This is a genomic window from Henriciella sp., from assembly GCF_029936995.1.
Classification (GTDB): domain Bacteria; phylum Pseudomonadota; class Alphaproteobacteria; order Caulobacterales; family Hyphomonadaceae; genus Henriciella.
Map to the genome: position 1 here is coordinate 50,625 of NZ_JAPYRE010000008.1, position 25,841 is coordinate 76,465.

The 25,841-nt window shown below is 57.3% G+C and carries 20 protein-coding genes; 8 read left to right on the top strand and 12 right to left on the bottom strand.

All coding sequences use genetic code 11. The features are described 5' to 3' along the window. Positions 1–15 precede the first annotated feature (15 nt). The 4 genes from Q1K31_RS15285 to Q1K31_RS15300 all read right to left on the bottom strand — a co-directional run bounded on the left by Q1K31_RS15285 (position 16) and on the right by Q1K31_RS15300 (position 4,293). Positions 16–768: a molecular chaperone gene (locus Q1K31_RS15285; RefSeq protein WP_300381423.1), complete on the bottom strand. Its 753-nt coding sequence runs from the start codon at positions 766–768 to the stop codon at positions 16–18. A gap of 89 nt (positions 769–857) precedes the next feature. Continuing rightward, positions 858–1,376: a hypothetical protein gene (locus Q1K31_RS15290; RefSeq protein ID WP_300381426.1), complete on the bottom strand. Its 519-nt coding sequence runs from the start codon at positions 1,374–1,376 to the stop codon at positions 858–860. Positions 1,377–2,134: 758 nt separating this feature from the next. Continuing rightward, entirely contained in the window at positions 2,135–3,424 is a 1,290-nt protein-coding gene (locus Q1K31_RS15295) for an MFS transporter (protein ID WP_300381429.1), read from the bottom strand. A 5-nt stretch (positions 3,425–3,429) separates the two neighbouring features. Continuing rightward, positions 3,430–4,293: an alpha/beta hydrolase gene (locus Q1K31_RS15300; protein ID WP_300381431.1), complete on the bottom strand. Its 864-nt coding sequence runs from the start codon at positions 4,291–4,293 to the stop codon at positions 3,430–3,432. Between the two features lie 159 nt (positions 4,294–4,452). Between Q1K31_RS15300 and Q1K31_RS15305 the strand changes: the two genes are divergently transcribed. Further along, positions 4,453–5,100, top strand: a complete 648-nt coding sequence (locus Q1K31_RS15305) for a TetR/AcrR family transcriptional regulator (RefSeq protein WP_300381434.1) — start codon at positions 4,453–4,455, stop codon at positions 5,098–5,100. 76 nt (positions 5,101–5,176) lie between these two features. Here Q1K31_RS15305 and Q1K31_RS15310 read toward each other — a convergent pair whose 3' ends face one another. Further along, entirely contained in the window at positions 5,177–7,531 is a 2,355-nt protein-coding gene (locus Q1K31_RS15310; RefSeq protein ID WP_300381437.1) for a TonB-dependent receptor, read from the bottom strand. Between the two features lie 335 nt (positions 7,532–7,866). Continuing rightward, complete coding sequence (locus Q1K31_RS15315; RefSeq protein ID WP_300381440.1) at positions 7,867–8,250, bottom strand: hypothetical protein; 384 nt, start codon at positions 8,248–8,250, stop codon at positions 7,867–7,869. A gap of 132 nt (positions 8,251–8,382) precedes the next feature. Here Q1K31_RS15315 and Q1K31_RS15320 point away from each other — a divergent pair, with 132 nt between their 5' ends. The 3 genes from Q1K31_RS15320 to Q1K31_RS15330 all read left to right on the top strand — a co-directional run bounded on the left by Q1K31_RS15320 (position 8,383) and on the right by Q1K31_RS15330 (position 12,401). Continuing rightward, positions 8,383–9,024 (top strand): Crp/Fnr family transcriptional regulator, encoded by a 642-nt coding sequence (locus Q1K31_RS15320; protein WP_300381443.1) that lies wholly within the window; start codon positions 8,383–8,385, stop codon positions 9,022–9,024. Positions 9,025–9,246: 222 nt separating this feature from the next. Further along, positions 9,247–11,235, top strand: a complete 1,989-nt coding sequence (locus tag Q1K31_RS15325; protein WP_300381446.1) for a TonB-dependent receptor — start codon at positions 9,247–9,249, stop codon at positions 11,233–11,235. Further along, positions 11,235–12,401, top strand: a complete 1,167-nt coding sequence (locus tag Q1K31_RS15330; RefSeq protein ID WP_300381449.1) for a PepSY domain-containing protein — start codon at positions 11,235–11,237, stop codon at positions 12,399–12,401. Before Q1K31_RS15325 ends, Q1K31_RS15330 begins: the two co-directional genes overlap by 1 nt. A gap of 35 nt (positions 12,402–12,436) precedes the next feature. On the opposite strand, the gene Q1K31_RS15335 is transcribed toward Q1K31_RS15330, so the two are convergent. From Q1K31_RS15335 to Q1K31_RS15350, 4 genes are all read right to left on the bottom strand, one after another. Next, the gene (locus tag Q1K31_RS15335) at positions 12,437–14,068 is read right to left on the bottom strand and encodes an amidohydrolase family protein (RefSeq protein ID WP_300381452.1); all 1,632 of its coding nucleotides are present in this window, start codon (positions 14,066–14,068) and stop codon (positions 12,437–12,439) included. Further along, the gene (gene dgcA, locus Q1K31_RS15340) at positions 14,065–15,117 is read right to left on the bottom strand and encodes an N-acetyl-D-Glu racemase DgcA (RefSeq protein ID WP_300381455.1); all 1,053 of its coding nucleotides are present in this window, start codon (positions 15,115–15,117) and stop codon (positions 14,065–14,067) included. Before dgcA ends, Q1K31_RS15335 begins: the two co-directional genes overlap by 4 nt. Further along, positions 15,090–16,112 (bottom strand): N-acetyltransferase DgcN, encoded by a 1,023-nt coding sequence (dgcN, locus tag Q1K31_RS15345; RefSeq protein ID WP_300381457.1) that lies wholly within the window; start codon positions 16,110–16,112, stop codon positions 15,090–15,092. The genes dgcA and dgcN overlap by 28 nt, the downstream gene beginning before the upstream one ends. A 99-nt stretch (positions 16,113–16,211) precedes the next feature. After that, entirely contained in the window at positions 16,212–17,123 is a 912-nt protein-coding gene (locus Q1K31_RS15350; protein ID WP_300381460.1) for a LysR family transcriptional regulator, read from the bottom strand. A gap of 382 nt (positions 17,124–17,505) precedes the next feature. Here Q1K31_RS15350 and Q1K31_RS15355 point away from each other — a divergent pair, with 382 nt between their 5' ends. From Q1K31_RS15355 to Q1K31_RS15365, 3 genes are all read left to right on the top strand, one after another. Beyond that, positions 17,506–20,415, top strand: coding sequence for a TonB-dependent receptor (locus Q1K31_RS15355; protein ID WP_300381463.1), 2,910 nt, complete (start codon positions 17,506–17,508; stop codon positions 20,413–20,415). A gap of 81 nt (positions 20,416–20,496) precedes the next feature. Then, complete coding sequence (locus tag Q1K31_RS15360) at positions 20,497–21,750, top strand: dicarboxylate/amino acid:cation symporter (protein ID WP_300381466.1); 1,254 nt, start codon at positions 20,497–20,499, stop codon at positions 21,748–21,750. A 120-nt stretch (positions 21,751–21,870) separates the two neighbouring features. Beyond that, positions 21,871–22,017, top strand: coding sequence for a hypothetical protein (locus Q1K31_RS15365; protein ID WP_300381468.1), 147 nt, complete (start codon positions 21,871–21,873; stop codon positions 22,015–22,017). Between the two features lie 507 nt (positions 22,018–22,524). On the opposite strand, the gene Q1K31_RS15370 is transcribed toward Q1K31_RS15365, so the two are convergent. Next, positions 22,525–23,697: an ATP-binding protein gene (locus Q1K31_RS15370; protein WP_300381471.1), complete on the bottom strand. Its 1,173-nt coding sequence runs from the start codon at positions 23,695–23,697 to the stop codon at positions 22,525–22,527. A 588-nt stretch (positions 23,698–24,285) separates the two neighbouring features. On the opposite strand from Q1K31_RS15370, the gene Q1K31_RS15375 reads away from it, so the two are divergent. Continuing rightward, positions 24,286–25,224, top strand: coding sequence for a bile acid:sodium symporter family protein (locus Q1K31_RS15375; protein ID WP_300381473.1), 939 nt, complete (start codon positions 24,286–24,288; stop codon positions 25,222–25,224). Between the two features lie 49 nt (positions 25,225–25,273). Here Q1K31_RS15375 and Q1K31_RS15380 read toward each other — a convergent pair. Beyond that, on the bottom strand, positions 25,274–25,841 hold a 568-nt coding region (locus tag Q1K31_RS15380), incomplete at its 5' end, for an isoprenylcysteine carboxylmethyltransferase family protein (RefSeq protein ID WP_300381476.1).

The following is a 25,841-nucleotide window of genomic DNA, read 5'->3' on the forward strand; positions in this document are numbered from 1 at the left end:
TCTGCACCAGCCTCCTCAAAATTGCAGGTACCGAGTTTCCATCGATACGTTTACGGGGCCGACTGGAAGGCTCTCAGGCCAGGGCACATCAATTATGGCCTGTGTGCCAGCAATCAGGTTACGGTTCTGAAGCGGGGCAACATCTTCACCGGACAGTTCCACCTCTCGTCCGCCGGCACTGACCATCAAGGACGGGTTTTCCAGGATGGCACGGCGTTGGCCGGAACTTTTGAGCGTCATGCGCAGAACCTGCGATCCGTCTTCAGCTGTCGCAGCTTCACTGGCGATGACTTCCGCATGCGGCGCGCCTTCTTCGGGCACAATGTACAGGGCGGCTTCGTAGCGCAGGCCCATCTTTACGTCGGTTACATAGGTCTGCCCGGTATCTTCGCGGGCATAGGGGATCGGAAGCTGTGATACGATAAGTCGATACGCCAGCTCGACTTCAGGGCTCGGGTTGCCGATCCACTGTACGCGGATGGACTGGCTCTGGCCGGCTGGTAGCACGAGCTGCGGCGGCGTCACGACAAAATTGTCATACTCCGGCCGACGTACTTCCTTTCCCGTATCGTCGGCTGAGCGCTGATACATCTCGAGTTGAAGTGCGACAGGTTGGGACTGGGTATTGGTAACGATAAATGTTCGCGCACTGCCTGGCCCGTTCGGTGAGAACTGGGCAACAATGGGAGAAAATTCATAGGCGGTCGCAGCTGGCGGAAACGCCAGAAGCACGATTAGCGCCAGAATGAAACCGATACGGTAGAACATCACAAACTCTCACGGGCGTCTTGGAGAAGGAACAGCCAAGCGGTGATTTCGAAGTCGCTCACCGCTTGGCTGTGAAAGGAGCCTGCGTCTTACAGGATAGCGGTGAGTGTGAGCGTCAGCTCATCCTCGTAGGTTCCGGCAACGGCGTACTCGTTGAGCGAGTCAAACGAGAGATCCATGTTGCCTGTACGAATGCCACCGTTCGTGAGAATGTTTTCCCAGTTCGGGCTGCTGGCGATAACCGCTGCGGTAGCCTGCATGGAAGCTGAGTTGACGGTGCCGCCACCAAGGCCGTTCTGGTCGAAGCCGAAGTGCTCGATATCATAATCGATCACGACTGCGCCGCCGCTTTCATCGTGACGCATGCCACCATACAGCGACTGAAGCGTAACTTCGTATGGCGAGTTACAGGAGTAAGCGATGGCCAGGGAGCCCTGGTTGCCGGTTTCCAGCATGTCGACATCGAAGCTGGCTGAGCCTTCCGGAACCAGTTCGCAGTTGCTGTCGACTTCACCACTGAGGTCGATGACCAGAGACTCAGAGTCCTGGGCGTAAGCTGCACCACCGAAGAGAGCGACGGCAGCAAGGGCTGTAAAAGTGCGTTTCATTGTGCTATCTTTCCAAAGTCGGAGTTTTGTTGCTGCAAAACTCCGGTGTTCTGCACTGCCACTATTGGCAAAGCAGTTGGTCCCGCGCATGCGGGAGGGTTGGCGTTTCCGCCATGGTGGACTGTGGCGCTTTATGTGCTGCAGTCCCTACACCCAGCTTTTTCACTTCGGGAAAAAACTGGGCGATTCGAAATTTTCAGATTTTTTTGAGATCTAGACGTATCAAGACTTTCTTTGAAGTCCGGTCTCTAATCCTCCTGTCCCACAAGCTATTAATTGCGTCCCATTCCATGCGTTTATGCATGACCCTTTCAAAGGGCAACTTTGCCGAGCGAATTGGGTGAACCAAGGCGGCACAGCAACGTTAACCTCTTGTTAAGATATGGCCATAATTTCTCAATGAGATCAAGTTAATTAATAGAATTTAATAGTTTTGACCAAGATAATCGTGACGATTTAAAGACTTCAGCTCCGTGTGCGGTTTGTCACAGAGATATGCGAAACCGGGACGTCGTAAGCTGAGTTCTGTAATAAATCTTACAGTCATGAGGGTAAATGAAATTCGCCTTAGTCTGATGGGCTCGTTTGACAACCCTGCCGATGATCCCTGAAAAAAATTTTCAGAAAAGTTCCGGATTTCGGGCTAGCTAAAGCCGAATTTTTCTTTCTAGAGGCGGTTATTGCTCCATATCCCTAAAAGCGAAGAACGGCGTAGAAGAACGGCGTAAGAGACCGGATCGCTTAGAGCGGTTATCAACTCAGGCCGCCGCGCGGATCGCATCGTCACGGTATTTGAAGCCCGCCAGTACCAGCAGGATGATGCTGGCCGCATTGAAGCCGAGGATGACCTTCAGGGCTGAAGCCAGCGGCGCCGCATGGCCTGCGGCTAGGAACATGTCGCTGACGGTTCCAGCAATCACGGGCCCTCCGCCAATGCCGATCAGCGTCAGGCTGAACAGGGTGAAGGCAGCAGCAACCGAGCGCATACGGACCTTCACCAGCTCCTGTGTCGCGGTGTAGGCGATCGAGGCATAGATCAGGCCGACAAAACTCGGCACGAGGTTCCAGACATAGGCCATCTCCACACTGCGTGCGCTCAGCATCATCCACGCGAAGGGCAGGGCGACCGCGCTGCAGGCCGCGATCATCCAGGGGCGCCAGCGCAGATCATTGGCCGACAACTTGTCACACACGGCACCGAGGATCATGGCGCCTGCGCCGCCGACACCCCCGATCAGGAGGCCGAGCGGCAAAGAGACCTCTGAGACGGTGACGTCGAAGGTGCGCTGGAGATAACTGGAGGTGAAAGCCACGAAGGCGTTGGCGGAAATACAGATCATCAGGCAGCCAAGAAGCAGCAGTATGTAGGACTGCTGGGACAGCATGAACTTCAGTGTCTCGGTGAATTTGGGCGCATCTTCATCCTCCGTCGTCTCGCGTGCATCCGCGAAGCCCCGTACGGGTTCGGGGACGGTGAAGCGAACGACAAGCGCGAGCAGGAGCCCCGGTATCCCGGCGGCGAAGAAGGCCGCGCGCCAGCCGAACTGGTCATAGACGAAGGCGCCCAGAATGTAGCCGATCATGATGCCGAAACCGATGCCGGTCGTGTAGACGCCCAGTGCGAAAGCACGCTGCTGAGGCGGGTAGAGGTCGGCGATCATGCTGGTCGCAGGCGGGGTGCCGCCGGCTTCGCCAACGCCGACACCGATGCGGGCGAGAAGCAGGTGCCAGAAATTCTGCGCAAACCCGGTCAGCGCCGTCATGCCCGACCAGACCGTCAGGGCGAGGGAAATGATGTTTCGCCGGTTGCCGCGGTCGGCCCACATCGCCACGGGAATGCCGAGTGTGGCATAGAAGGCGGCGAAGGCGAGCCCGGTGAGCCAGCCAATCTGTTTGTCCGATAGCCCGAACTCGGCTTTCACCGGTTCGATGACGGTAATCAGGATCTGCCGGTCAACATGGTTGAAGGTGTAGACGAGCGTCAGGACGATCAGCACCCAGGTGCGGTTGATCGCAGGCTTGGGTGTTGTAGCGGTTGGTATGGTCATTCAGGTCATGCGCCCAGGTGTTTGAGGAAATCGGAAATGGCGGAAACGGCTTCGGGCTCGTCGAGCAGGGGGGCGTGGCCGACATCGGGCACAGTAACGAGCCGGGCATCGGGATGGCGCGTGACCATCTCGTTCGCCGTTTCTGGCGACAGGATGTCTGACATCTCGCCGCGGATCAGCAGAAGCGGGACGGCATAGGCTGCTTCGAACATCTTCCACATCTGCGCGCGGGTCTCTGGATCCGGTTTGACCTCACCGACCGTGCGCGTGATTTCAGGGTCATAGTCGAGAATGACGCGTCCATCCTCGCGCTCGCGATAGGTGCGTTTGGCAAATGCCATCCAGTCCGCGCCGGTGAGTTTCGGGAAGATGTCACCCTGTACGCGCGCGACCGTGTCTGCAGCAGCCTGCCAGCTCGGCTCGGGCGCGACGGTGTTTGCATAGCCAGCGATCCGGTCGAGCCCGACCTGCTCCACTACCGGGCCGATGTCATTCATGACGATGCCGCGGATCCGCTGTGGAACTGTGGTGGCCATGACCATGGACATCAGTCCGCCCATGGAGGTGCCGATAAGGGCCACTTTGTCGAGCTTCAGATGGTCCAGCAGGGCGATCATGTCGCTTGCATATGTTGCTGGTGTGTAAGTGGCGGGCTCTTTTGCCCGCCCGGACTGGCCACGCCCGCGCACATCGACAGCAATAAACCGGCAGAGCCCGTCCAGCTCGGCGATCATCGGCTCGAAATCCTTATGATTGCGCGTCAGCCCGTGCATGCAGAGCGCGGCCAGCGGGGCATCCTCCGGGCCATAACTCCGGGCATAGAGGTCGAGCCCGTCCGCCGAGCGATAGCGGATATCCTTGCCTGTCATTTTTCCTCCCTTGGCATTGTCTCTTGCAATGCTTATTCAACAGTTGTTGAAACATACTGAAATCAGGCACAAGCACAAGCCGGGAAGCAGGCCATTTGGTCATTTTGGCGAGACGCCTAGATAATAGTGATGCCCCTGGCGGGCGCGTGGAGAAAAGAAATGGCGAATGCCGACACCAAAGTCTCACGCAAGGATGCAATCCTTGATGCCGCCGAAGCCCTGTTCGCCGAACACGGCTATGACGGCGTGACGCTACGTGCCATTGCGGCAAGGGCCGGCGTCGATGTGGCGCTGGCAAACTATCATTTTGGCCGCAAGCATGAGCTGTTCGAACAGACGTTCCAGCGCCGCGCCGAAATCCTCAACACATGGCGACTTGAAGCGCTTGAGGCCTGCCGCCGCGAGGCTGCACCTGCCGCACCCAGTGTGCGCGACATCATAGACGCCTACCTGCGCCCGCTTATGACTGGCCCGCATCTGAAAGAGCCGGGCTGGCGCAACTATTATGGCATGGTCGCTTACGTGAACAGCTCCGTGACATGGGGCGGCCAGCTGATGACACGCTCATATGATCCCGCGATCGGGAGCTTTATCGACGCTCTCAAGGAAGCCCTTCCGGAGGCTGGCGATGAAGCGATCTACTGGGGCTATCATTGCCTGTCCGGTGCGCTGACGCTGGCCTTTGCCCAGACCGGTCGCCTCGACCATCTCTCGCATGGCAAGGTGTGCTCGACCGACCTTGAGGGGGGGTACCTCCAGATGGTCGACTTCATCACCGCCGGATTCGAGCGGATCGGTCGGCCCTAGAAACGCCTGCATAAAGAAAAGGCGGCGCCTCTTGCGAAGCGCCGCCAGTTGTGAATGGGCAGGGAGTGACCCGTTCCTAGTACTTGTAGTCGATGCCGAAGGTGACCGTGCGCGGATCGCCATAGAAGGCGGTCAGCGTGCCCTCGAGGCCGAGCGTCGGCGTGAAGGTGCCATCCTGGTTGACGGTCACGAAGTTATAGCCGGCCACGATGTATTCCTCGTCGGTGAGGTTTTTGCCATTCAGGCTGAAGCCCCAGCGCCCGTCGGCGGTTTCCCAGCGGATGCTGGCGTCCCAGAGGGTGAAGGCCTCCTGGTCGAGGAACGGGTTCGGGCTTTCGAACTGGCTGGATTCACCACGGTAGGAGAGTTGCGTGTTCAGCAGCAGGTTGCCGCCCTTGAAAGGAGTGTCGTAGGACAGGCGCCCATTGGCCGTCCAGTCCGGCGTGTTCTGAATCACCCGTTCGTCGGCGACATTGTTGCCGAAGGCGTCGATGAACTCGTCATACTCGGCATCGAGATAGCCAAGCGACCAGCCGAGGTTCAGAAGGTCGCCATCACGCGCCATGTCTTCCGCAATGGTGGCCGTGCCCTCGAACTCGACGCCCGAGATGGTCGCTGCACCCGCATTCGTGGTGACGCCCGTGAAGGTGTCGTTGACGCCGTCGCCATCGGTATCGACGCCGATCGAGCCGGGCACCTGGACATCCTTGTAGTCGGAATAGAACGCCGCGATCGAGTAGTTCAGGCGGCCGCCCAGCTGGCTGGCCTTGTAGCCGATTTCATAGGAGTCGACCTCTTCCGGATCGAACTGCATGAACTGGTAAATCTCAGCGTCTGAGACCGTGCCGTCCTGGTCGAGGTCCGGTGCGGCCGTCGTCTGGCCGCGCGGATCGAAGGAGCCTCCCTTGAAGCCCTGTGAGTAGGTCGCATAGACGTTGGAGTCCGGCGTCACATTATAGCTCAGCGAGACGCGCGGGCTGAAATCGTCGAACGTGGCTTCGCCCTGGAAGTCGGAGGTCACGGCAATCGGCGTGGCATTGCCACCGAAGAACTCGGAGAAGCCGCCGACATAGGTGCGCCGCAGGACCGTTGAGGTCCGTGTGTCCTCGGTATAGCGGCCACCGAGCGAGACGGAAAACCTGTCGGTGACGTCATAGGTGAAATCGCCGAAGATTGACCAGGTCTCGGTGCCGACATCGCCAAAGGTCTGCGCGTTAAGGCCCGGCAGGCCAAGCACGTCGCCGGTGGTCGCCAGTAGCACGTCAAAGACAGTCGAGGCATTGGCGTCGAGATAATAAAGCCCGATCAGGCCATTCAGGCGGTCACCCGAATAGAGTAGCTGGAGCTCTTCGGAAAACTGGTCGTTCTTGTAGATGGCAGGCACGTCCAGATCGGCTTCCGGCAGGGAGTCGAAGTCGATCGGGGAGGTGCTTTCATCTTCGCGGTAGGCGAGAATGTTCTTCAGCGTCCAGTTATCAGTCAGCTCGGCTTCGGCGACGATAGAACCGCCATAGGCTTCCACTTCTTGCGGGACGACGTCGAGCCCGGCGCGGGTATCGAAGACATCGCCAAGAACGGGATAATCGAAGGGTGGGAACTGGTCGGGGATCAGGCGGTGACCCTGGCGGGCATTCGACTTGTCGAGCGAGTAGTCGGCCGCCGCCCGGATCTGGAATGTGTCGGTGACATCGTACTCTGCAGAGACGCGCGCACCGAACAGCTTCTTGTTGTAGTTTTCTTCGCCCGTGAACAGGTTGTCGCCATAGCCATCACGGTTGAAGCTCGCCACGGATGCGCCAACGCGGAAATCTTCCGTGACCGGAAGGGAGGTCGTCACGACCGCGTCGAACCGGTTATAGCTGCCGGCTTTCAGGTTGACTTCATAGGTTGGATCATCGGAGAGGCCGCGCGTGACGTACTTGATCGCGCCGCCAATCGTGTTGCGGCCATAAAGCGTGCCCTGCGGGCCGCGCAGAACCTCGACACGCTCAACATCATAAATGTCGAGAACGGCGCCTTGCGGACGGTTGAGATAGACATCATCGACATAGACGCCGACACCGGCTTCGAAGCCTGCGACCGGGTCCTGCTGGCCGACACCGCGGATGAAGGCGGTGAGCGTGGTGTTGGTTCCGCGTGAAACCTCAAGCGTGACGTTCGGTGAGATCTTGGAGATTTCAGTAATATCAGCGACGCCGAGGTCGCCGAGAAGGTCACCATCAAAGGCGGAAACCGACAGCGGCACATCAACCAGGTTCTGCTCGCGCCGCTGTGCGGTCACCGTGACGGCCTGAAAGCGACGCTGGGTTTCCGGCGTGCCGTCTGCCTCGGTGGCTTCGCTGGCGGTGTCCTGTGCAAGGGCCGGCATCACAGGTGTCAGCGCCGTTGCGCACAGGGCAGCTGCCATGAGCTTTGATGTATGTGTCCGCATTGTCTTTCTCCTCCCAGGGGCAGTTGGTGCCCTCTATCACGTTCAACATGTGTTGAGTTCAACAGATGTTGAATACGCATTTCCGGTAGACGGAGTCAATCGCGCGCGGAACGGGAATCGTGGCGTTTGGGCAACATTTCGCCTAATTCAAAGCGGGCAGGCGGTACGATCTTGCGTGCCAGCCGCTTTGACTGCGGCAAGATCATGCGTCCTGAGTTGGAAATTCTACGCCCTTGAGCCTGCGGGCGGGGCAGAAAGCTGCAATCAGCCCGGGGCAAACACGGTCGAGGGTTTCCGGTGCCCTATGGTGCCAGACGTGTGACCTTATAGTGCGGCTATCCTGCCTGAAGTTGCAGGCCAGGTTCGTCATTGGCCATCAGTCTTCTCAATGACTCAAGCAGGGCCCCGGACGGAACAGGCTTTCTAAGCAGCGAGACCCCTGCAAATTCTGCCGGCTGGTGTCTCATGTTTCCACTGACGAAGGCAAACGGAAGGCCGCGTCTTGAAAGTTCACCCGCAATTGGCAGGGAATTTTCCTTGTGAAGCTTATAGTCGAGCAAGGCTGCCGACACATCTTCCTGTTCAATCACTGCAAGCGCACCGGCGACCGAACTGACCGGTCCTATGGTTTCGAAACCGGCGGATTCCAGTTGGTGCTTGAACTGAAGTCCCATCAGGAGTTCATCTTCAACGATAAGGATGCGGAAACCGTGGGCCATGATTATATCCAGACAGATCGTACCATAAGTCCTTTGACTGCGGCCTTTACGGCAGGGATGCACTAACAAATACAAACAAGTTAGGAATTGGCAGTGGAGCGTTTTGTCTTTAACTTCGGGTTGCCTTCCCTGATGACGCTACTCACGGAACGCGAGGCTGCCAGGCTGGGTGAGATTTCGGGGTCTGCTGTTTACCGCGATAACGAGCTGATTTTTGCGCGTGGCGACCATACGGGTGGGATGTGCTGGATTGAGAGCGGTGCGGTAAGGCTTGGCCGGCATGATCCTGAAGGACATTTTCTCTGCCTGCTTGAGCTCGATGCGGGGCAGCATTTTGGAGACTTTGTAAGCCTCAATGCGAAGACGAGGGTGTATGAGTCGTATGCGATTGGCCGAACGGTCCTGCGCGAAACGCCGACAGGGGCGCTGAAAGCCCTGCTCGATGAAGAGCCCGGCATTGTCAGGGCGCTTCTGAGGGTCTCTACGGGCCGGCTCAGCCTGCTGATGGAGCTTTATGACGATGTCAGGCGCCTGCCGGCGACTGCGCGGCTGGCCAAGGTCATCCTGTATAACACACAGGCGGATGAGCGTGAGGAACTGGTCGCTTGTACGCAAAGTGACCTGGCCTCCATTCTGGGGCTTTCGGAGCTTTCGGTGAGCAAGGCGCTCAATCAGCTACAGGCGCGCGGGGCCATCGAGACCGGATACAGACAGGTATCGGTTCGCTCGCGCAGCACGCTGACCCGAATTGCTTTCGGGGATACGCCTGCCTGAGACAGCGCAGTCCTTTGCCATGACGTCAATGATGAAGTTGGCTCCGCGCGGCGAGCAATAACAGGCAGGAAAGCATTTCGCTCGCAACTAAGAATGAATTGCAGTTGCATTATATCGAGGTAGTTGATAATCGGCCCGCTCAATCGGGAACACAAAACGAGGATTATTCCATTGACGAGGGGATTATTGTGCGGCGTTGCGGCAGCAGCGATGGCAGGGGGCGTGTCTCACGCTCAGGATGAAGCCAGCAAACAGCGTATCGAAGAGACCATCATTGTCGTAGGCGAAACGACGAACGTCCTGATCGATGATGAGCAGATCGAAAAGACACAGGCCAATGACCTGGCGGACATCTTCCGTCAGACACCCTCTGTTTCTGTCGGGGGCTCGGTCGGTATTGCCCAGAAAGTCTATGTTCGCGGGCTTGAGGACACACTGCTCAATGTGACGGTGGACGGTGCTCCGCAGACCGGCACCCTGTTTCACCATATCGGCCGCGTTCACATCGAACCGGAGCTTCTCGAGCGTGTCGAGCTTCAGGCTGGCGCGGGTGAGGCGACAGCAGGTTTCGGGGCTGTCGGCGGGGCGATCCGTTTCAGGACAAAGAGCGCGAGCGACCTGCTCAAGCCTGATGAGCGGTTTGGCGCCATGGTGCGGGCAGGCTGGTTCAGCAATGATGGCTACAAGGGCAGTGCAACCGCCTATGGCAAGCTCTCGGACAACTGGGACCTCCTGGGCTCTCTGGTCTATGTTGACCGTGAGAACATGGAAGATGGCGACGGCAACACGCTCTATGGCACGGCGGCCGAACAGCTACTCGGTTTCGTGAAACTCTCAGGCGAGATCGCACCAGACCATTTTGTTTCCCTGAGCTATGAGAACCGCGACGAGGAAGGCGAGTTTGGCGCACGTCCGAACTGGCCGACCCTCGAAAGCGATACGCTGTTTCCTGCTGAAGCGACACGGGAGACCGTGGTTGCAAACTATCGCAATGAACTTGGCGATTTCATCAATGTGGATGCGACCGCTTACTTCACCTCATCGGAATTCGAGCAGGACCGGTTTGACCGCTGGGGCCGTTATGGGGGCGATCTCGAGACCTACGGCTTCGATCTTCGAAACACGTCGCGCTTCGGGGAACATGAGCTGATTTACGGGGTCGAGCACCGCAACGATACGGTCAGCAGCCAGTACCTGGCGCCTGATGATGTCTGGCAGGCCTGGGCCTGGGACCCGGCCATCGGCCAGTTCGAAGAGGAAGGAAATCTCTGGGCAGGTTATCTTCAGGGACATTTCCAGGTGACAGACAAGCTTCTGCTGAGTGCTGGCGGGCGCTATGATTCCTATGAGCTCGAACTCGTCACCTATAACGAGGAGACCTCCAGCGACGGGTTCAGCGGCAACATCGGCTTGCGCTACGATTTCACGCCGGAGCTTGCCGTTACAGTCGGGCATGCCCAGGCCTTCCGCGGCAAGGAAGTCGGGGATTCCTTCACTCTCGAGAAGCGGCCCGGCCGTCTGCGTCTTGATCCCGGCCTTGATCCGGAGCGGGTCGACAATACCGAGGCGGGCCTTGTCTATGACAATGGGCGGCTCAGGGCAGGCGCGTCTGTTTTCTCGATGACGATTGATGATGTCATCCTTGACCAGATTGGCGGCGGTGCCGCGCCACAGGACTCCATCTATTATGAGAATGTCGGCGAGTTCGAGACCCAGGGCGTCGAATTGCGCGCCGGATATAGCTGGGACCGGTTCAGCGCCGATCTTTTCTATACCACCTACGATTCCGAACTGAACGGACGCGACGTGGAAGGCTATGAAGAGATTGGCCTTGCGAACGCTTCCGGTGACCAGTGGAACCTCAACCTCGCCTGGACCCCGACCCACACATTCGATCTTGGCCTGAATGTGCGCAAGGTCGAGGATCTCAACGATATCACCGTCCTCTACCGGGCGCTTGAGATCGGCTGGACCGACAGGCTCTACACTGTCGACAAGCCGGGCTACACCGTGGCGGACATCTATGCGACCTGGCGGCCGGAGAACGTGCCGGGCCTGCGCCTCAACATTGGCGTGCAGAACCTGTTCGACGAACAGTACCGCGATCATTCCAGCGTGGCAGACTATAACGACATCCCCGGCTGGGGTGGCGTTGCCGGGCTCTATGAAGCGGGCCGTGATATCCGCGTATCGGTCGGCTACGACTTCTGATGGCGCAGGTCGGTCAGACCGCGATGAAGCGGCCGGGCTTTCGTGTCCGGCCGCTACTTGTGTTCTGGCACCGCTGGTTCGGGATTTTCGCCACACTCTGGCTGGCATTAATGGGCATCACCGGCTCGGCGGTCGTGTATTACGGGGAGCTGGACACCTGGCTCAATCCTGATCTGCGGCAGGTCGAAGTGCCAGACGCATCGCGTATGCCGGCGGCAGCGTGGCTGGACTCCGCACAGCAGGCCTATCCGGAACGTTATGTCCGCTTCATCGACCTGCCGGACGCGGCTGGCAAAAGTGTGCGGATATCAATGCCCGCACGGGCTGGCGGAGCACCGTCGATCGAGGTCTATGTCGACCCGTATTCCGCTGAAGTGCTCGGCCACCGTGAGCATGATGTTGTCAGCCTGCATCCACGCTACCTGATGAACTTTCTCTATGAGCTGCACCTCGACCTGCATCTCGGCCCGCTGATGGTCTGGTTTCTCGGGCTGGTCTCGCTGCTCTGGATTATCGACCATTTTGCAGCAGCGTACCTCTCGTTTCCGAAACTGAAGAAATGGATGGCAAGTTTTCGTGTCCGGTTCAGACAGGGCGGACACAAGACGACATTCGATCTGCATAGGGCAGGTGCGCTCTGGGTCTGGCCCGTCACGCTCGCGCTGGCGGTCTCCGGGGTCTACTTCAACTGGTATGAAGGCTTTGTGCGCACGGTTGATGCCGTCTCGCCGGTTACGCCACGCGCCATATTCACGCTCGAAGAGGTGGAGCAGCCGGTCTTCGATCCTGCGATCAGTTTCCCCGAAGCCTTCGACATTGCTGGGCAGGGCGCAGGCGATCCGGAATTTGACATGGCGAGCTATAATCCGCGCACGGCTGCGTACGAATTACGGGCCTATGACCCACGCGATATTGACGGCTATGGCCGCCGGATGATCGTGATTGGCGGGGAAGACGGCAGCCTCATCAGTGACCGTCACAGCACGGAGGGGTCAGCTGGGGATGTCTTCCTCGCATGGCAATATCCCCTGCACTCCGGCAAGGCCTTCGGTGCGGTGGGCCGGGCGATCATCTTCGTTTCCGGTATCCTGCTCAGTATCGTCTGCATTACCGGCATCATGATCTGGGCGCGAAAACGGGCCGCCCGCAGAAAACGGCGCAGCTGAATTCGTTTTCTGCGAATTCAGCTGCGCCATGGTGGTTATGCCGGCGTATCTCCGCATGTCCCCGGCGCTGGCGTATGCTTGAGGCCGCGACCTGCAAGTGAGCTTGTAAGCTGTCCACTGTCTACAACCAGTGTCCCGTTCACGAACACATAGGACACTCCAACCGAGGGCTGTTCGGGGGCGACATAAGTGGCGCGGGGCGCAAAGGTGTCCGGATCGAAAATTGCGATATCGGCATAGTAGCCCGGTTTGATATAACCCCGTTCCTGAACTCCGAAGGTCTCTGCGGTCAGTCCGGAACTGCGATGGACAAACTCCGGCATCGAAATTGTTTCTTTCTCCTGGACATAGGTCGCATACTTGTTGGCGAAGCTTGCATACTTGCGGGGGTGGCCGTTGCTGGCGTCTGAAGAGGTGACAACCCATGGCTGCTGCATGAAACGTTCGACGTCTTCATCGCTCTGATTGAACGAGGCGAGCCTTGAGCCGCCGGCCTTGAGTATGCGTACCGCTGCATCGACAGGGTCCATCTCCCATTCTGCCGAGAGGTCGGCGATTGTCTTGCCGATCCATTCCTCACGTGTGTTGCTGGAAAGAAGCAGGCTGTCTGGGCCGCCGCGGCGGCGCATGTTCTCACGCATGGCTTCACGAATTTTCGGGGCATCGTCAGCGTCCGTGAGGCGTGCAAGCATGGCCTCTTCGCCACCCACCTGTGCCCAGCGTGGCAGAAGCGAGGAGGACACGCTCGTTCCGGATGCGGTCCACGGGTACTGGTCGGCTGTCACGACGAGCCCTTCATCATGAGCATTCTCGATCAGGGAAATAACGTCCTTGCTCTGGCCGTGAACATCGACACCCAGAGCCTTGATATGAGCTATATGTGCCGGCAGTTCAGCTGTGCGGGCAACCTCAAGGACTTCTTCCACGCCTCCCAGAAGGCCAATCGTGTAGGAAGACTCGTCCCGGATATGGGTGTCGTAGACGCCTCCCCTGTCTGAAGCCTCCCTGGCGAGGGCAATGACTTCTTCAGTCTCGGCATAGCTTTGCGGGGCATAGAACAGCCCGCTTGACAGGCCGAATGCACCTTCGCACATGCCGTCGGCCACGAGCGTCTTCATGGTGTCGAGTTCATCTGCATCTGGCGCCCTGTCCGAGTATCCGAGCACCTGCTGCCGCACAGCGCCAAACCCGACAAAGCTTGCCATGTTTGGGCCAATGCCAGCGGTTTCGGCTTCTTCGATGGATGCGGCGATGTCCGGCCGGCCACCGCCATCATTGCCGACAAATACAGTCGTCACACCCTGTAGAAGGGCCGGGGCGATCTGGCGCGTTCCAGCTTCATCGGAGGCGAGATCTTCATAGTAATGTGTGTGCGGATCAATGAAGCCCGGCACCACGACCAGCCCTTCAGCGTCTATCGACCGAGTGGCGACAAATTGCTGTTCGCTAGCCTGACCGACAAAAACGATGCGGTCGCCCGAGATCGCAACATCCGCGGTCGAGCCGGCGGTGTTGCTGCCATCAAAGAGCGTTCCGTTCTCGATCAGAAGGTCAACTGTCTGTGGCTCTGCAGGTTCCGCCGCGGCGCAACCAGCCAGAGAGATAAGTGTGAGGCTGAGGCCTGTTGTATACAGCTTACGCTTCAAGCTGGTCCGATAGATCTTCATGGTCTTGTTCTCCTTAGCGCGAATTTGCCGATCTGGTCATTCCGCCTGACGGGCGGGACAGGCAGGGGTGGCGTGAGGGCTGCCCAGAAATCTGCCGGTGGTGGGTGAATCATGCCGCATTCTATGGCGACACCATTTTCGCGGTCGTCTGCAAGCCATGCCGGACCGTCAAGGTCCACATAGTCGGCATGTCTGGCGACTTTCAGGGCAGGCGCGATAGAGAGAGACGAACTGATCATGCATCCGACCATGATGCCGAAGTTCCTGGCGCGCCCGGCTTCGTACAGGGCGAGGGCTTCCGTCAGCCCGCCTGTTTTATCGAGCTTGATATTGATGATGTCATAAAGGCCGGACAGGTGGCTGAGGTCCTGGGACGTATGACAGGATTCATCCGCGCAGACAGGAACGGCCCGGTCCAGGCCCGCAAGGCAGTCATCTGCGCCTGCCGGGAGCGGCTGTTCAACGAATGCGACGTCAAGTTCGGCCATCGGCTCCTGAAGCGACTGAAGGATGTCGAAATCCCAGCTCTCGTTCGGGTCAACGATCAGTTGCGGATCTGGCGCCGCTTTGCGAACAGCTTCGAGGCAGGCCTGAGGATTGTCTTCGTTCAGCTTGATCTTCAGCAGAGGAACGTTAGCAAGTATGGCTGCTGCTCTTGCCATGTTCTCCGGCGTGTCGACGCCGACTGTTACGGCCGTAATGACAGGCTCGGTGTGAGGGGTGGTGGGCGCAGGGCTGTCCAGCCGGGCTTCAAGGTCCCAGAGCGCGCAATCTATGGCGTTCCTCGCTGCGCCGGCGGGCAGGGCGGCCAGAAGGCCGTCACGTCCCATGCCTCGATCAAGTTCGGGCGCCAGTCCCGCGATCTGATCACTTACGCTTTGCAGGGTTTCGCCATACCGGGCGTAAGGAACGGCTTCCCCGCGACCCTCTATGCCATTCTGCACAATCGTGACGCTGACCACTTCAGCCGCCGTTTTCGTGCCTCGAGCAATCCGAAACGGCGTGTGTAAGGCGAATTTCTCTATACGACTGCGTGTAGTTCGAAGCATTCGGAAAGCCTGTCGGTTATTTTTGCAACGCCATGAGCGATCGGGTCCTGGCACGGCAGGCCGAGCAGATCCTCAATATCTGCGCAGGCACGTAAGGCCTGATCCCTGGGAAGCTTCGATGAGTTCACAGCCACCCCGACGGCCTGAACATCGGGATTGGTCAAGCGTGCGGCTTCAAGGTTTCGTTCAAGACAGTCCCTTAAGTCGGGCAGGGGCCGTCCGGGAATGCCGCGCATATGTTCCCGGCCCAGTTCGTGGCAAAGGACAAGCGCGTCTGGCTGTGCGCCGTGCAGCAGGCCGAGAGAGACACCTGCATACGATGGATGAAAAAGCGATCCCTGGCCCTCTATCAGATCCCAGCCATCATCTTCCCGGGCGGGTGAAATTTGCTCCACGGCGCCGGAGATGAAATCGGCGATGACCGCATCAACAGGAATGCCGGACTGTGCGATGAGGATACCGGTTTGTCCGGTGGCGCGGAAATCGGCCGAGAGTTTGCGGCGCTGCATTTCCTGCTCGATCGCGAGGGTCGCGTACATCTTGCCGACGGAACAGTCTGTACCGACAGTAAGCAGGCGCTTGCCTGCGCGCGGGTAACCCTTTCCGACACGCAGGTCGGCCGGTGGTTTGCGCACGTCATGGAGCTTGCGGCCCGTCGCCTTTGCAATGCGTGCGATTTCGGGGTGCTCCGCGAGGGACTGGTGCAGGCCAGAGGCGACATCCAGCCCGGCTTCCAGTGCGGCTATAACGGAGCTGATGGAATATTCATCGAGATACCCGCCAGCATTAGCAAGACCGACGATCATGGTTTTCGCGCCTTGCGATACAGCTTCTGCGAAATCCATCTGAGGCTGGCCTGTTGTAACAGTGCATTGCGGGCCGCGATATTCACCCACACAGAGCTCAGGGCGCCATTGGGCAATCCCGCGTGATGTCTTGATCGAAAGAGCCTCTTCAGCATTTCCCAGGAAGAGAAGGTAGGGGGCGGCAATCATATGGTGTTTCTCGTGGCAGTTATGAGGTTCTGGCCTCCATCCAAACCTGTCTGGGCCGCTGAGAAAATATTCTATGTATTCGAAGGATATAACCTTGAGTTATGTCCTCTTCTGGTCCCGGAACCTTTTCTGAAGTTCGGCAAGAAAATTGTTGGCGGACTGTGACAGTGGCCGGTCTTCCAGGTGGACGCAGAAGATTTCGAAAGTCGATTCTGCATCGAGGGGACGGTAGTCCATGTCCGGGGCAAGGCTTGCGCGCGCAGTGAATTCATCGACGATCGCCATACCGGCACCATGTCGTACCAGCGATGCGGCGATGTAGTATGTCTGTACAGAGATCGCCATTTCGCCAGCGAGGTCATGTGTCAGGCTGTTTGAGAAGAGTGTTCCAATCGTGCCTGAGCCTGACAGATGAATTAGCTCGCGGTCTTTCAGCATGTCCGGTGAGATGCGTTCTGGTGGGGCGGGTAAATCACTCTTCCGGAACAGCAGGACCAGTTCACCTTCACCGATTTTCCTGGAGGAGAGCCGTGGATGATGGGGTGCATCATGAGTAAGGGCAAACTCGCTATTGCGCTCATACAGGGATTTCAGAATTTCATCATTGTGGAAGGTGAGCAACTTGAAGCTGACCTCCGGATTGTCAGCACGGAATGAGGCGACTGCGCGCGGAACCACTTCCAGGCCGAGTGAGGGCAGGACGGCAATGCGCAGCCGGGTGCCTGTGCCGTTGCGAAGGTTCTTCGTCGCTTCATGAAGCGCTTCGATACGCTCATACACATCCTTCACTTGGCGGAACAGGATGTGGGCTTCTTCTGTCGGGGCAAGCCGCCCCTTCACGACATTGAAAAGTGTAAATCCAATCCGGCTTTCGGCGTGACGCAATACCTTGCTGATTGAGGGCTGAGAGACATGAAGCGCGCGAGCTGCGCCACTTACGGAGCCTGTTTGATATACGGCGTGAAAAACCTCGACGTGCCTGAGGCTCATGGTCTGGAAGCCTATGGACATTTCTCTTCTCCCCTGTTGGTGCCGCAAATCGAATTTCCCCCATAACATTAGGTTATGGAATTGCGAAAATTCAGAAATGCTTGATCTGTTGACCGTTGAGATTCGCTGCTGTCAGTATTGTGGCTAGTCGATAAAGTAAAAAGTATCCACACAAAAGTGTATATCCAATATGTCTATTAAAATAGAAGAATATATGGAAATTTTGGAATGCAGATTTGTTTATGATGTCACGTGTAAAAATATTGTGACAGTTTAAATAGGTGGGGAAGCGCCAGTATTATATGCGAGTGCTTAAATGTAAGGGCGTGTGTGCTTCAGCGTTTACCGAGATGGCACGGGTGATCAATCCGGCCGAACATGGATGCCAACAGTGAGGGAAAGAATGTCACTGCAAGAGATTTTCGTTGATGACTGCAAGCGGACGCCGGGGCGAATGTTCCGCCGGAGAAGACTCGCATTTGGGGTTTCATCCATCGTTATGGCAACCGCGATGGCGAGTCCTGTCGCCTTTGCGCAAGATGCTGAGCCTGAAGTTGTTGAAGCCTCTGGACCGGCTGAGGAAGAGGATGAGCTGACCACGCTTGAGGCTGTCAGCGTGACGGGCAGTCGCCTGACGCGAAGTAATTTCGAATCCCCATCTCCATTGACCGTCATCGGTGAGCAGGAACTGGAAGCGAACGCGCCGGCAAATGTCGCTGATTTCGTGAACCAGTTGCCCTCTGTCGTCGGGAGCCTCCAGCCTTCCACCACCAACCTCTACATCAGTTCCGGTATGGCGGGGCTGAATACCCTGAACCTCAGGGCGCTCGGCACAAACAGAACGCTCGTTCTGCTGGACGGACAACGATCCGTGCCATCGGCTGTAACGGGCGCCGTTGATGTGAACACATTCCCGCAGGGGCTTATTGAGAGTGTTGAAGTCGTGACCGGAGGTGCATCGGCGGCCTATGGTTCTGACGCGGTCTCCGGTGTGGTCAACTTCATTCTCGACACCGATTATGAGGGTATCAAAGGCTCGATCGAGGGCGGCGAAACCACCTATGGCGATGATGCCAGTTTCCGGGTGAATCTCAGTGCTGGCACCAGTTTTGGCAATGGCCGTGGACACCTGCTGCTGAACGGGGAGTACACTGACCGGGAAGGCATCTACGGGAACCCCCGGGACTGGAACGATGATGGCTGGTATATCGTCAACAATCCTGCCTATGCGGCTGGAAATGGCGAGCCGGAGCGTTTCCTCACGAGTGGGGCGGGGCTTGCGATTGCCACCCCGGGCGGCATCATCGTCGACACGCCTTTGCGCGGCACTTATTTCGGCCAGGGCGGAACCGTTAATCAGTTGAACTATGGTGCTTCCAATGGCGCATGGATGATCGGCGGGGACTGGGAATACACCCAGACAAATGACCGTCAGTCCTTGCACGCTAACGAACGCCGCGACGGCTTGTTCGGTCGTCTCAGCTGGGAATTCAGCGATAATCTGGAAGTGTATGGCCAGGCGGCGTGGAACAGCCATGAGTCGCTTGGCTGGACTGGCGTGCAAGCTAACCAGGGCAATGTTGTCATTCAGGCAGACAATGCTTTCCTCCCCGACTCCGTCAGGCAGCAGCTTCAGGATCAGGGGATTTCCCAGTTCCGCCTTGGCACAACCAACGCCGACCTGCCGCTTCGCAAAACCGATAATGAGCGCGAAGTGCAGCGCTATGTGCTTGGCGCGAACGGTGCATTCGATTTTATCGGGCGCAACTGGCAATGGGATGCTTATTACCAGTACGGCAAGACAGAAACGAAGGTCATTGCCACAGATATTACCAATAATGCCCGGCTCTCCATGGCGCAGGACGCTGTGGTCGACCCCGGCACTGGCGATATCGTCTGCCGGTCTACGCTCAGCGATCCGGATAATGGGTGCATTCCCTTCAACCGTTTTGGCATAGATGTGAACAGCCAGGCCGCTGTCGATTGGGTCATTGGAAATCCGTACCGGGAAGATGAGTTTACCCAGGAAGTCTATGCGGCCAACATATCCGGAGACCTTTTCGAGAACTGGGCGGGGCTCGTTTCCGGTGCAGCCGGCATAGAACATCGCACGGAAGAGGTTTCAGGCTATGTGCCGCAGGAATTCCAGTCTGGCTGGTTTGTCGGTAACTACAAGCCGACCTTCGGTAGCTACGATGTCACGGAAGCCTATTTCGAAACCCTGTTCCCGGTCGCTGACGGGCTGGACTTCAACGGTGCCGTCCGTGTGACCGATTACAGTACATCGGGCATGGTGACGACCTGGAAGGCCGGGGCGACATATGAGCCGATCCCGGATATCACTTTCCGTGTAACACGCTCTCGCGATATCCGCGCTCCCAACCTGGCAGAGCTCTTCCAGACAGGCTCTACCCGGACGAACAACCTGATTGACCCCTTCAATAATAATGATGTGGTCCAGTTCCGGGAAACTACGTCCGGCAATCTCGACCTGGATCCCGAAGAGGCTGATCAGTGGAATGTCGGGGTTGTTGTCCAACCCAGATTCGCACCGGGCCTGAGGCTCTCGGCTGACTATTATGAAGTCGAGATCAATGATGCGATTGGAACGGTGACCGCGCAGACGATTGTCGACCGCTGTTTCGAGGGGCAGCAGGAGTATTGCAGCTCGATTGTCAGGGGCGCATCAGCCGGTGGCGCAGACGTTATTGAATCGATCCAGGTGAGCCCATTCAATTTCGCGTTCTCCAGAGCCAGGGGCATAGACTTTGAAGCTGCCTACTCTGTGAACCTGCAAGACATTTCAGAAAGCCTGGCCGGAGACATCATGATCCGGGCGATGGGCACCCATTTCCTCGAAAATTATTCTGACAATGGCATTGATACGCCGACCGATACGGTGGGTCAGAATATCGGAGAAGGTCCGCCAGACTTTCTCTATCGCATGATGCTGACCTACACCAATGAGGCTCTCACGCTGAACCTCATCGGACGTGGCATCAGCGAAGGCGTCTACGACAACAGCTATGTGGTCTGTACGACGGCCTGCCCTGCCTCAACGATCGATAACCGCACGATCAACCGCAACCATATCGATGGGGCGTTCTATATCGATCTTGCCGCGTCGTATGATTTTGAACTGGGTGGCGGCTATGTTCAGCCATTCCTGAAAGTCACAAACCTCTTCAACGAGGATCCCGCCATTGTCGCTTACGGCCCCGGTGGCAGCGCATATGGCAATTCCTCGACCAATCCGGGCCTTTACGACACGCTTGGCCGTGTTTTCCGGGTTGGCGCGCGTTTCGAATTCTAGCGCGTCCTTCCTGAATGAGCCCGGGTCCAGGCAGAAAGCCGGGTCCGGGCTCATACCTTTTCTCAAACCGGAGTCGTGTTCATGACGCTTTCTCTCAGAGGGTGGTTCGGTATTGTCCTGTGGAAGCGGATCCTGCTGGCGCTGGTCCTGGGGGCGATTGCAGGGCTGCTGATCGGTGAAGGTGTCACTGCAATCTCCTGGATTGGCGAACTTTTCATCCGCCTGATCAAGATGATGATCGTGCCGCTGGTCTTTTTGACGCTGGTTTCCGGGGTGATCTCCATGGACGATCCGAAGCGTCTCGGATCGATCGGCGGCAAGGCTGCTTTACTTTTCCTGCTGACAACGGCGTTTGCAATCTTGATCGGGCTATTGCTTGCGGCCGTGCTGCAACCGGGGGCCGGTGTTGATCTCTCCACTGCGGCTCCGGCTGAAATTGGCGCGCCTGTGTCGTTAACCGAACGCCTTCTTGCGATTGTTCCTGAGAACCCGTTCGAGGCTTTCGCCAATGCCGACCTGCTGGCAATCATCTTCTTTGCCCTGCTGACGGGGACCACACTCCTCCTGGTCGGGCCTTCGGGAAAGCCATTGAGGGATGTCTTTACGGCGGGCTCTGACCTCATGCTGAAGATGACGGGCATTGTCATGGAAGCTGCCCCTTTCGGGGTGTTCGCTCTTGTGGCTGTTGTTATGGGAACAAGCGGGCCGGAGACGTTCCTCTACCTTTTCATGCTGGCTGCGGTCGTCCTGACGGGATGTGTTTGTCACATCCTGCTGACGCACACACTTTTCGTCAGGTTGTTTGCCAGGCTTCCGGTCGGGCCTTTCCTGAAGGGGGTGAGGGAGGCGCAACTCGTTGCCTTTTCAACCTCGTCGAGTTCGGCCACGCTTCCGGCAAGCATGTCTGCGGCTGAAAACAATCTGGGAATCAAGCCGGCAGTAGCCTCCTCGGTTCTGCCGCTGGGCGCGACGATCAACATGGACGGAACTGCCATGTATGTCGCCATCGTTACCGTGTTTGCCGCTCAGGCGTTTGGTATGCCGCTGGACATGACCGACTACATGCTGATTGGTCTGACGACAGTGCTGGTCTCGGTGGGAACGGCATCGGTGCCTTCAGCATCTCTTTTCCTCCTGGCGGCCGTGCTTGAAACCATTGGCATGACCCCGGCGCAGACAGGCATGGTTGTGGGGTTCATTTTGCCTTTCGACCGGATCCTGGACATGAGCCGAACGGTTGTGAATATCACTGGCGATCTCTGCGTGGCGTCCATCGTGGCCCGCTGGGAGGGTGACATCGATACGGACCTCTATTGCGAGAAACCCAGGATGTAGAACGTCTGGCAGCGAGGCATAGTGACGAGCCTCCCCATTCAGATGCGAGACCAATCAGGGCTCTTTCCGTCAGCGAAGGCACTTGTATAGACAAGGCCAAACGCGAGGACTGGCGTTGCAATGACCGGCATCTTCGATAGACCGGTGGCGTCCAAAACTGATAATCGCTTCCCGGTCGATCCGGTTAAGCCGGAAATGACCGATATCCTGCTTGAATTTGTTCGGCGAGTAGGGCTTCGAGTGGCGCAGGGGCTTGCGGCACTCTGACATGTCCGCAAAGTGGAGGTCGATTAGGTAGGCAAGATCAACAAGATGTCTGGAATGGGTTTTGGAAACACTTTCGCCGCGTTAGATGCGGCGTTTCATTACGACTATCCACGCTCCGGCGCCACGACGGTGATCGAGAGTCTTGAAAACGTACCGGCCATTACAATGGACCTCGGCCCGCCAGTTTCCGGAAGGAAGTATAGCGCTCGTCGCCACTTTATGTGCGCGCATTCTCGATTTAGCCCAATCAAGCTGTGTGAAAATGCATATAAATCAAACCTATAGATTTTCCATTGCCCCTATGATGGATAAGTTAAAAAGAACAATAAAAACAAATAGTTGTGGCCTTTCGTGTGCGCTGTGTGTGCAGTGAGTTGCTGCAGAAAATCGGTCTGCTGGCTTTCGGGCGCAAGTAAATAGAGCGAGGCTCGGAGCTTTGTTCCAGTTCTTCTAATGTCTCGCGGGCAGTTTGACCTGCGGATTGAGGAAGATGGTGTTGCTCGACTTTTAGACTGAAAGCGCTGAGAGTTCGCTGGCCAGCTCTCTCACGCTGATGACTTCAATCCCGTTGCCCTTCGGATATCGGTCCGTACCGCCATAGACAATAAATGTCTTTTTTGGCTGAATATCCTCAAGGGCCGAGATAAAACCTTTGCTTGTCTTCGGCGTCAGACCGCGTTTGATTTCAATGCCCCAGACACCTTGCTTGGCGCCAAGCTCCAGAACGAGGTCCAGTTCTGCACCCGCGGACGTCCGATAGAAGCTCGCTTTGGCCCTGCGCGGGGCCGCGGCCAGAAGGCTTTCTATGACAAAACCTTCCCAGCTCGCGCCAACTACAGGATGCCCCAGGAGATCATCCAAAGTCTCAATCCCCAGAAGGGCATGCACCAAGCCGCTATCGCGAACAAAGGTTTTTGGTGACTTGACCAAACGCTTGCCGGCATTGACCTGAAAAGAGGAAAGTCGCCGCACGACAAGCAGATCGACCAGCAAGTCAATGTAGCTCGCCGCTGTTGGAGAGGTGATACCGAGATTACGCGCGAGTTGTGAGGTGTTGAGCAGGGTACCCTGATTATGTGCGAGCATCGTCCAGAGACGTTCCAGTGTCTCTGCCGGTATGCGCGGCCCGAACATAGGAATGTCGCGTTCCAGATAGGTGCGGATAAAGTTCTGCCGGCGCTCGAAACTTTCCTCATCGTCTTCGGCAAGAAAGCTTCTTGGAAAGCCGCCACGAAGCCAGAGCGTATTGGCTTCATCCTCGCTTGCGATTTCAAGTGCATGGAGGGGGCTCATATCCACATACTCGATCCGGCCTGCCAGTGTTTCCGACTGCCGCATGAGATCGATGCTGGCTGAACCGAGGAGCAGGAAGCGTCCCTTATCCTGACCCTCGCGTCTTCCCTCATCGATCAGGCCACGCAGAACGTCAAATAGTTCGGGCACCCGGTGAATTTCATCAAGTATGACGAGCTTATCGGTGTGGAGCTTCAAGAACTGTAACGGATCGGATAATTTCTCTCTGTCAGGGGTCGATTCCAGGTCGAGATAGACAGACGGAGAAGCGTCGCCAATCTCGCGCGCAAGCGTTGTCTTTCCGACTTGGCGCGGACCTATTAGAGCAACGGCTGCCTCGCGGCGGAGTGCTTTCTCTACTTTTGGCAGAATCGATCTTCTTATCATCCTTGCAATTTTAAATACTTATTTTAATTTTGCAAGGAAATTTAGGGCCTGTGGTTTATGCCCGGTCTACCGAAGCCCGTAAAACTGGAATGTGTGTTCAAGGCATATGAAGGTACGAAAGTGCTAGAAAGAGACCGACAACAAACACATGAAGACAATATGTTGGCTCACGATTTGATAGCTGACCACGGCGTCTCGGGCTGCTATCGCAATGCGCGAGCCAGTCACCCAATTCGCACTGCTCATCAATAATGACTGATCCCGCACAGATGTGCAGCGGCTGACTTTCGGATGCCCGCCGATTTAGACCGCCTTTCAACTGAGGCTTTTTGATCCGCCGGGATCGTTGTTCAGAACCGGCCGTCCAGAAGCCATAGATGGACAAGTGCCTCTCGCGCTGACTTGAAGTTTGCACGCAGGCGCGAGCCTTCGACCGATGTCGGAACTGTATATTGACATGGAAACACAGGCCTTTTTGGACAAGTCCCACGGAGACAGATATCATCAAGGAAGCGCTCAGGTGCTTCTTCGACCCGGAGACCAATCGCGTTCTCTAAGAACGCCTGCTGCCCCGTGTGGACCCTTTCGATGATGAGACTGATCTATTTCGTTGAGTCCAATCTCGTCTGGTTTGTCATTGCGGTTGCGGGCCTGGGGCTGGTCCTTCCCGAAGCTGGGCTATGGCTTGAAAGCGTTATCGGGCCATTGCTTGCGCTGCTAATGCTGGTCATCAGCCTGACCTTCAATGTGCAGGACGTGCGAACGATCCTTCGCAGACCTTCCAGGCAGTTGCTGGCGCTCGGTCTTGTCTATGGTCCAATGTCCATTGCCGGTTTCCTGACGGGGCGCATGTTCTTTGGCACAGGTTCGCTCGTTGCGGGACAGACCCTGCTTGGCACTTTGCCGACAGATGTTTCGTCACCGCTTCTGGTGCTGATGGCGCGCGGCAATGTTGCCCTGGCCGCCGTATTCAACGCGGTCAACACGGCCTTGTCGCCATTTGTCGTACCGGTGCTGTTTTTGTGGCTGACGGGAATGCAGCTGGCGGTTCCGCTCGGGTCGATCATTGTGGAACTGGTGCTGATCGTGCTCTTGCCGACAATCCTTGGTGTCGGCTTGCGCACCAGGTTCCCGGCATTCCTTGCCCGCCATGACCCCGCCTATGCAGGATGTGGCTCGATTCTGTATCTTCTGATCCTGCTTGCTGTCGTTGGTCCGAATGCAGAGACAATCGTCGACTATGGCTGGTTTGCTTTCGTGATTGCTGGCGCGGCTCTCACGCTCAATCTGATGGGGTACATGTTCGGCCTGACGGCGAGATTGTTCACCAGCGACCGTAAGGAGATCATCACATATCTCTTCACCGTGAGCAAAAAGGAGTTTAGCATCGCCGCCGCGTTCGTGGCTGCATCCGGATTGCCGGCGGAGATTGCGATACCAGCGGCGTTTTATGCAGTCATCCAGATGATTACCTCGCCCATCGCCGCAAAATTACTGGTGCGAGGCGAGCCATCATCGGCGAGGTGAGCACCCGTCAAAGACCCGGGGGGCTATGACTTGCCATCGATCCGATGGGCTACAGCCATCGCCGTGTCTGCCGACAATATGCGTCATAGGCGTCGCCGAACATGTCCTTGAGTGCCTTTTCCTCCGGGTCGATTTGCAGGACCGTCATCATGACGACAAATACCAGCGGAGCGAGCAAGGCTGCACCGTTGGCAATCCAGATGGCGAGGCCGACGAGGACAAGGGCAAAGCCAAGATACATCGGGTTTCGCGAGACGCGATAGAGTCCGGTGGTGACCAGATGCCCGGCATCTGTCGGCCTGACCGGATTGACCGTCGTGCGAGCTATCAGGAAGGCGGCAACTGCAGCGGCAAGAATCGCTGCGCCAGCCAAGGCCAGACCTGCCGCGATGGCATGGCCGGCAAGCCCCGGATCATAATCCAGACCTGGTGAAAGACGGGATGCCATCCAGCCAAGACCGGCGCAAAACAGGAACTGGAGCAAGGGCGGAATGCGCAGCTTCATGAGGCTTTTGCCGTCGAACATGCGGCGCCGGATTTCTGCTGCTTCAACTCGCCGATGGCCTGCAGCGTGATTGCCCACGAGGAGCGCAGGAAAAGGCCTGACAGAAGGGCCG

Bases quoted from the DNA above. Each gene is read 5' to 3' on its own strand.
- Q1K31_RS15285 (WP_300381423.1), bottom strand. From the start codon at position 768: ATGTTCTACCGTATCGGTTTCATTCTGGCGCTAATCGTGCTTCTGGCG.
- Q1K31_RS15290 (WP_300381426.1), bottom strand. From the start codon at position 1,376: ATGAAACGCACTTTTACAGCCCTTGCTGCCGTCGCTCTCTTCGGTGGT.
- Q1K31_RS15295 (WP_300381429.1), bottom strand. From the start codon at position 3,424: ATGACCATACCAACCGCTACAACACCCAAGCCTGCGATCAACCGCACC.
- Q1K31_RS15300 (WP_300381431.1), bottom strand. From the start codon at position 4,293: ATGACAGGCAAGGATATCCGCTATCGCTCGGCGGACGGGCTCGACCTC.
- Q1K31_RS15305 (WP_300381434.1), top strand. From the start codon at position 4,453: ATGGCGAATGCCGACACCAAAGTCTCACGCAAGGATGCAATCCTTGAT.
- Q1K31_RS15310 (WP_300381437.1), bottom strand. From the start codon at position 7,531: ATGCGGACACATACATCAAAGCTCATGGCAGCTGCCCTGTGCGCAACG.
- Q1K31_RS15315 (WP_300381440.1), bottom strand. From the start codon at position 8,250: ATGGCCCACGGTTTCCGCATCCTTATCGTTGAAGATGAACTCCTGATG.
- Q1K31_RS15320 (WP_300381443.1), top strand. From the start codon at position 8,383: ATGACGCTACTCACGGAACGCGAGGCTGCCAGGCTGGGTGAGATTTCG.
- Q1K31_RS15330 (WP_300381449.1), top strand. From the start codon at position 11,235: ATGGCGCAGGTCGGTCAGACCGCGATGAAGCGGCCGGGCTTTCGTGTC.
- Q1K31_RS15335 (WP_300381452.1), bottom strand. From the start codon at position 14,068: ATGAAGATCTATCGGACCAGCTTGAAGCGTAAGCTGTATACAACAGGC.
- dgcA (WP_300381455.1), bottom strand. From the start codon at position 15,117: ATGCTTCGAACTACACGCAGTCGTATAGAGAAATTCGCCTTACACACG.
- dgcN (WP_300381457.1), bottom strand. From the start codon at position 16,112: ATGATTGCCGCCCCCTACCTTCTCTTCCTGGGAAATGCTGAAGAGGCT.
- Q1K31_RS15350 (WP_300381460.1), bottom strand. From the start codon at position 17,123: ATGTCCATAGGCTTCCAGACCATGAGCCTCAGGCACGTCGAGGTTTTT.
- Q1K31_RS15355 (WP_300381463.1), top strand. From the start codon at position 17,506: ATGTCACTGCAAGAGATTTTCGTTGATGACTGCAAGCGGACGCCGGGG.
- Q1K31_RS15360 (WP_300381466.1), top strand. From the start codon at position 20,497: ATGACGCTTTCTCTCAGAGGGTGGTTCGGTATTGTCCTGTGGAAGCGG.
- Q1K31_RS15365 (WP_300381468.1), top strand. From the start codon at position 21,871: ATGACCGGCATCTTCGATAGACCGGTGGCGTCCAAAACTGATAATCGC.
- Q1K31_RS15370 (WP_300381471.1), bottom strand. From the start codon at position 23,697: ATGATAAGAAGATCGATTCTGCCAAAAGTAGAGAAAGCACTCCGCCGC.
- Q1K31_RS15375 (WP_300381473.1), top strand. From the start codon at position 24,286: ATGATGAGACTGATCTATTTCGTTGAGTCCAATCTCGTCTGGTTTGTC.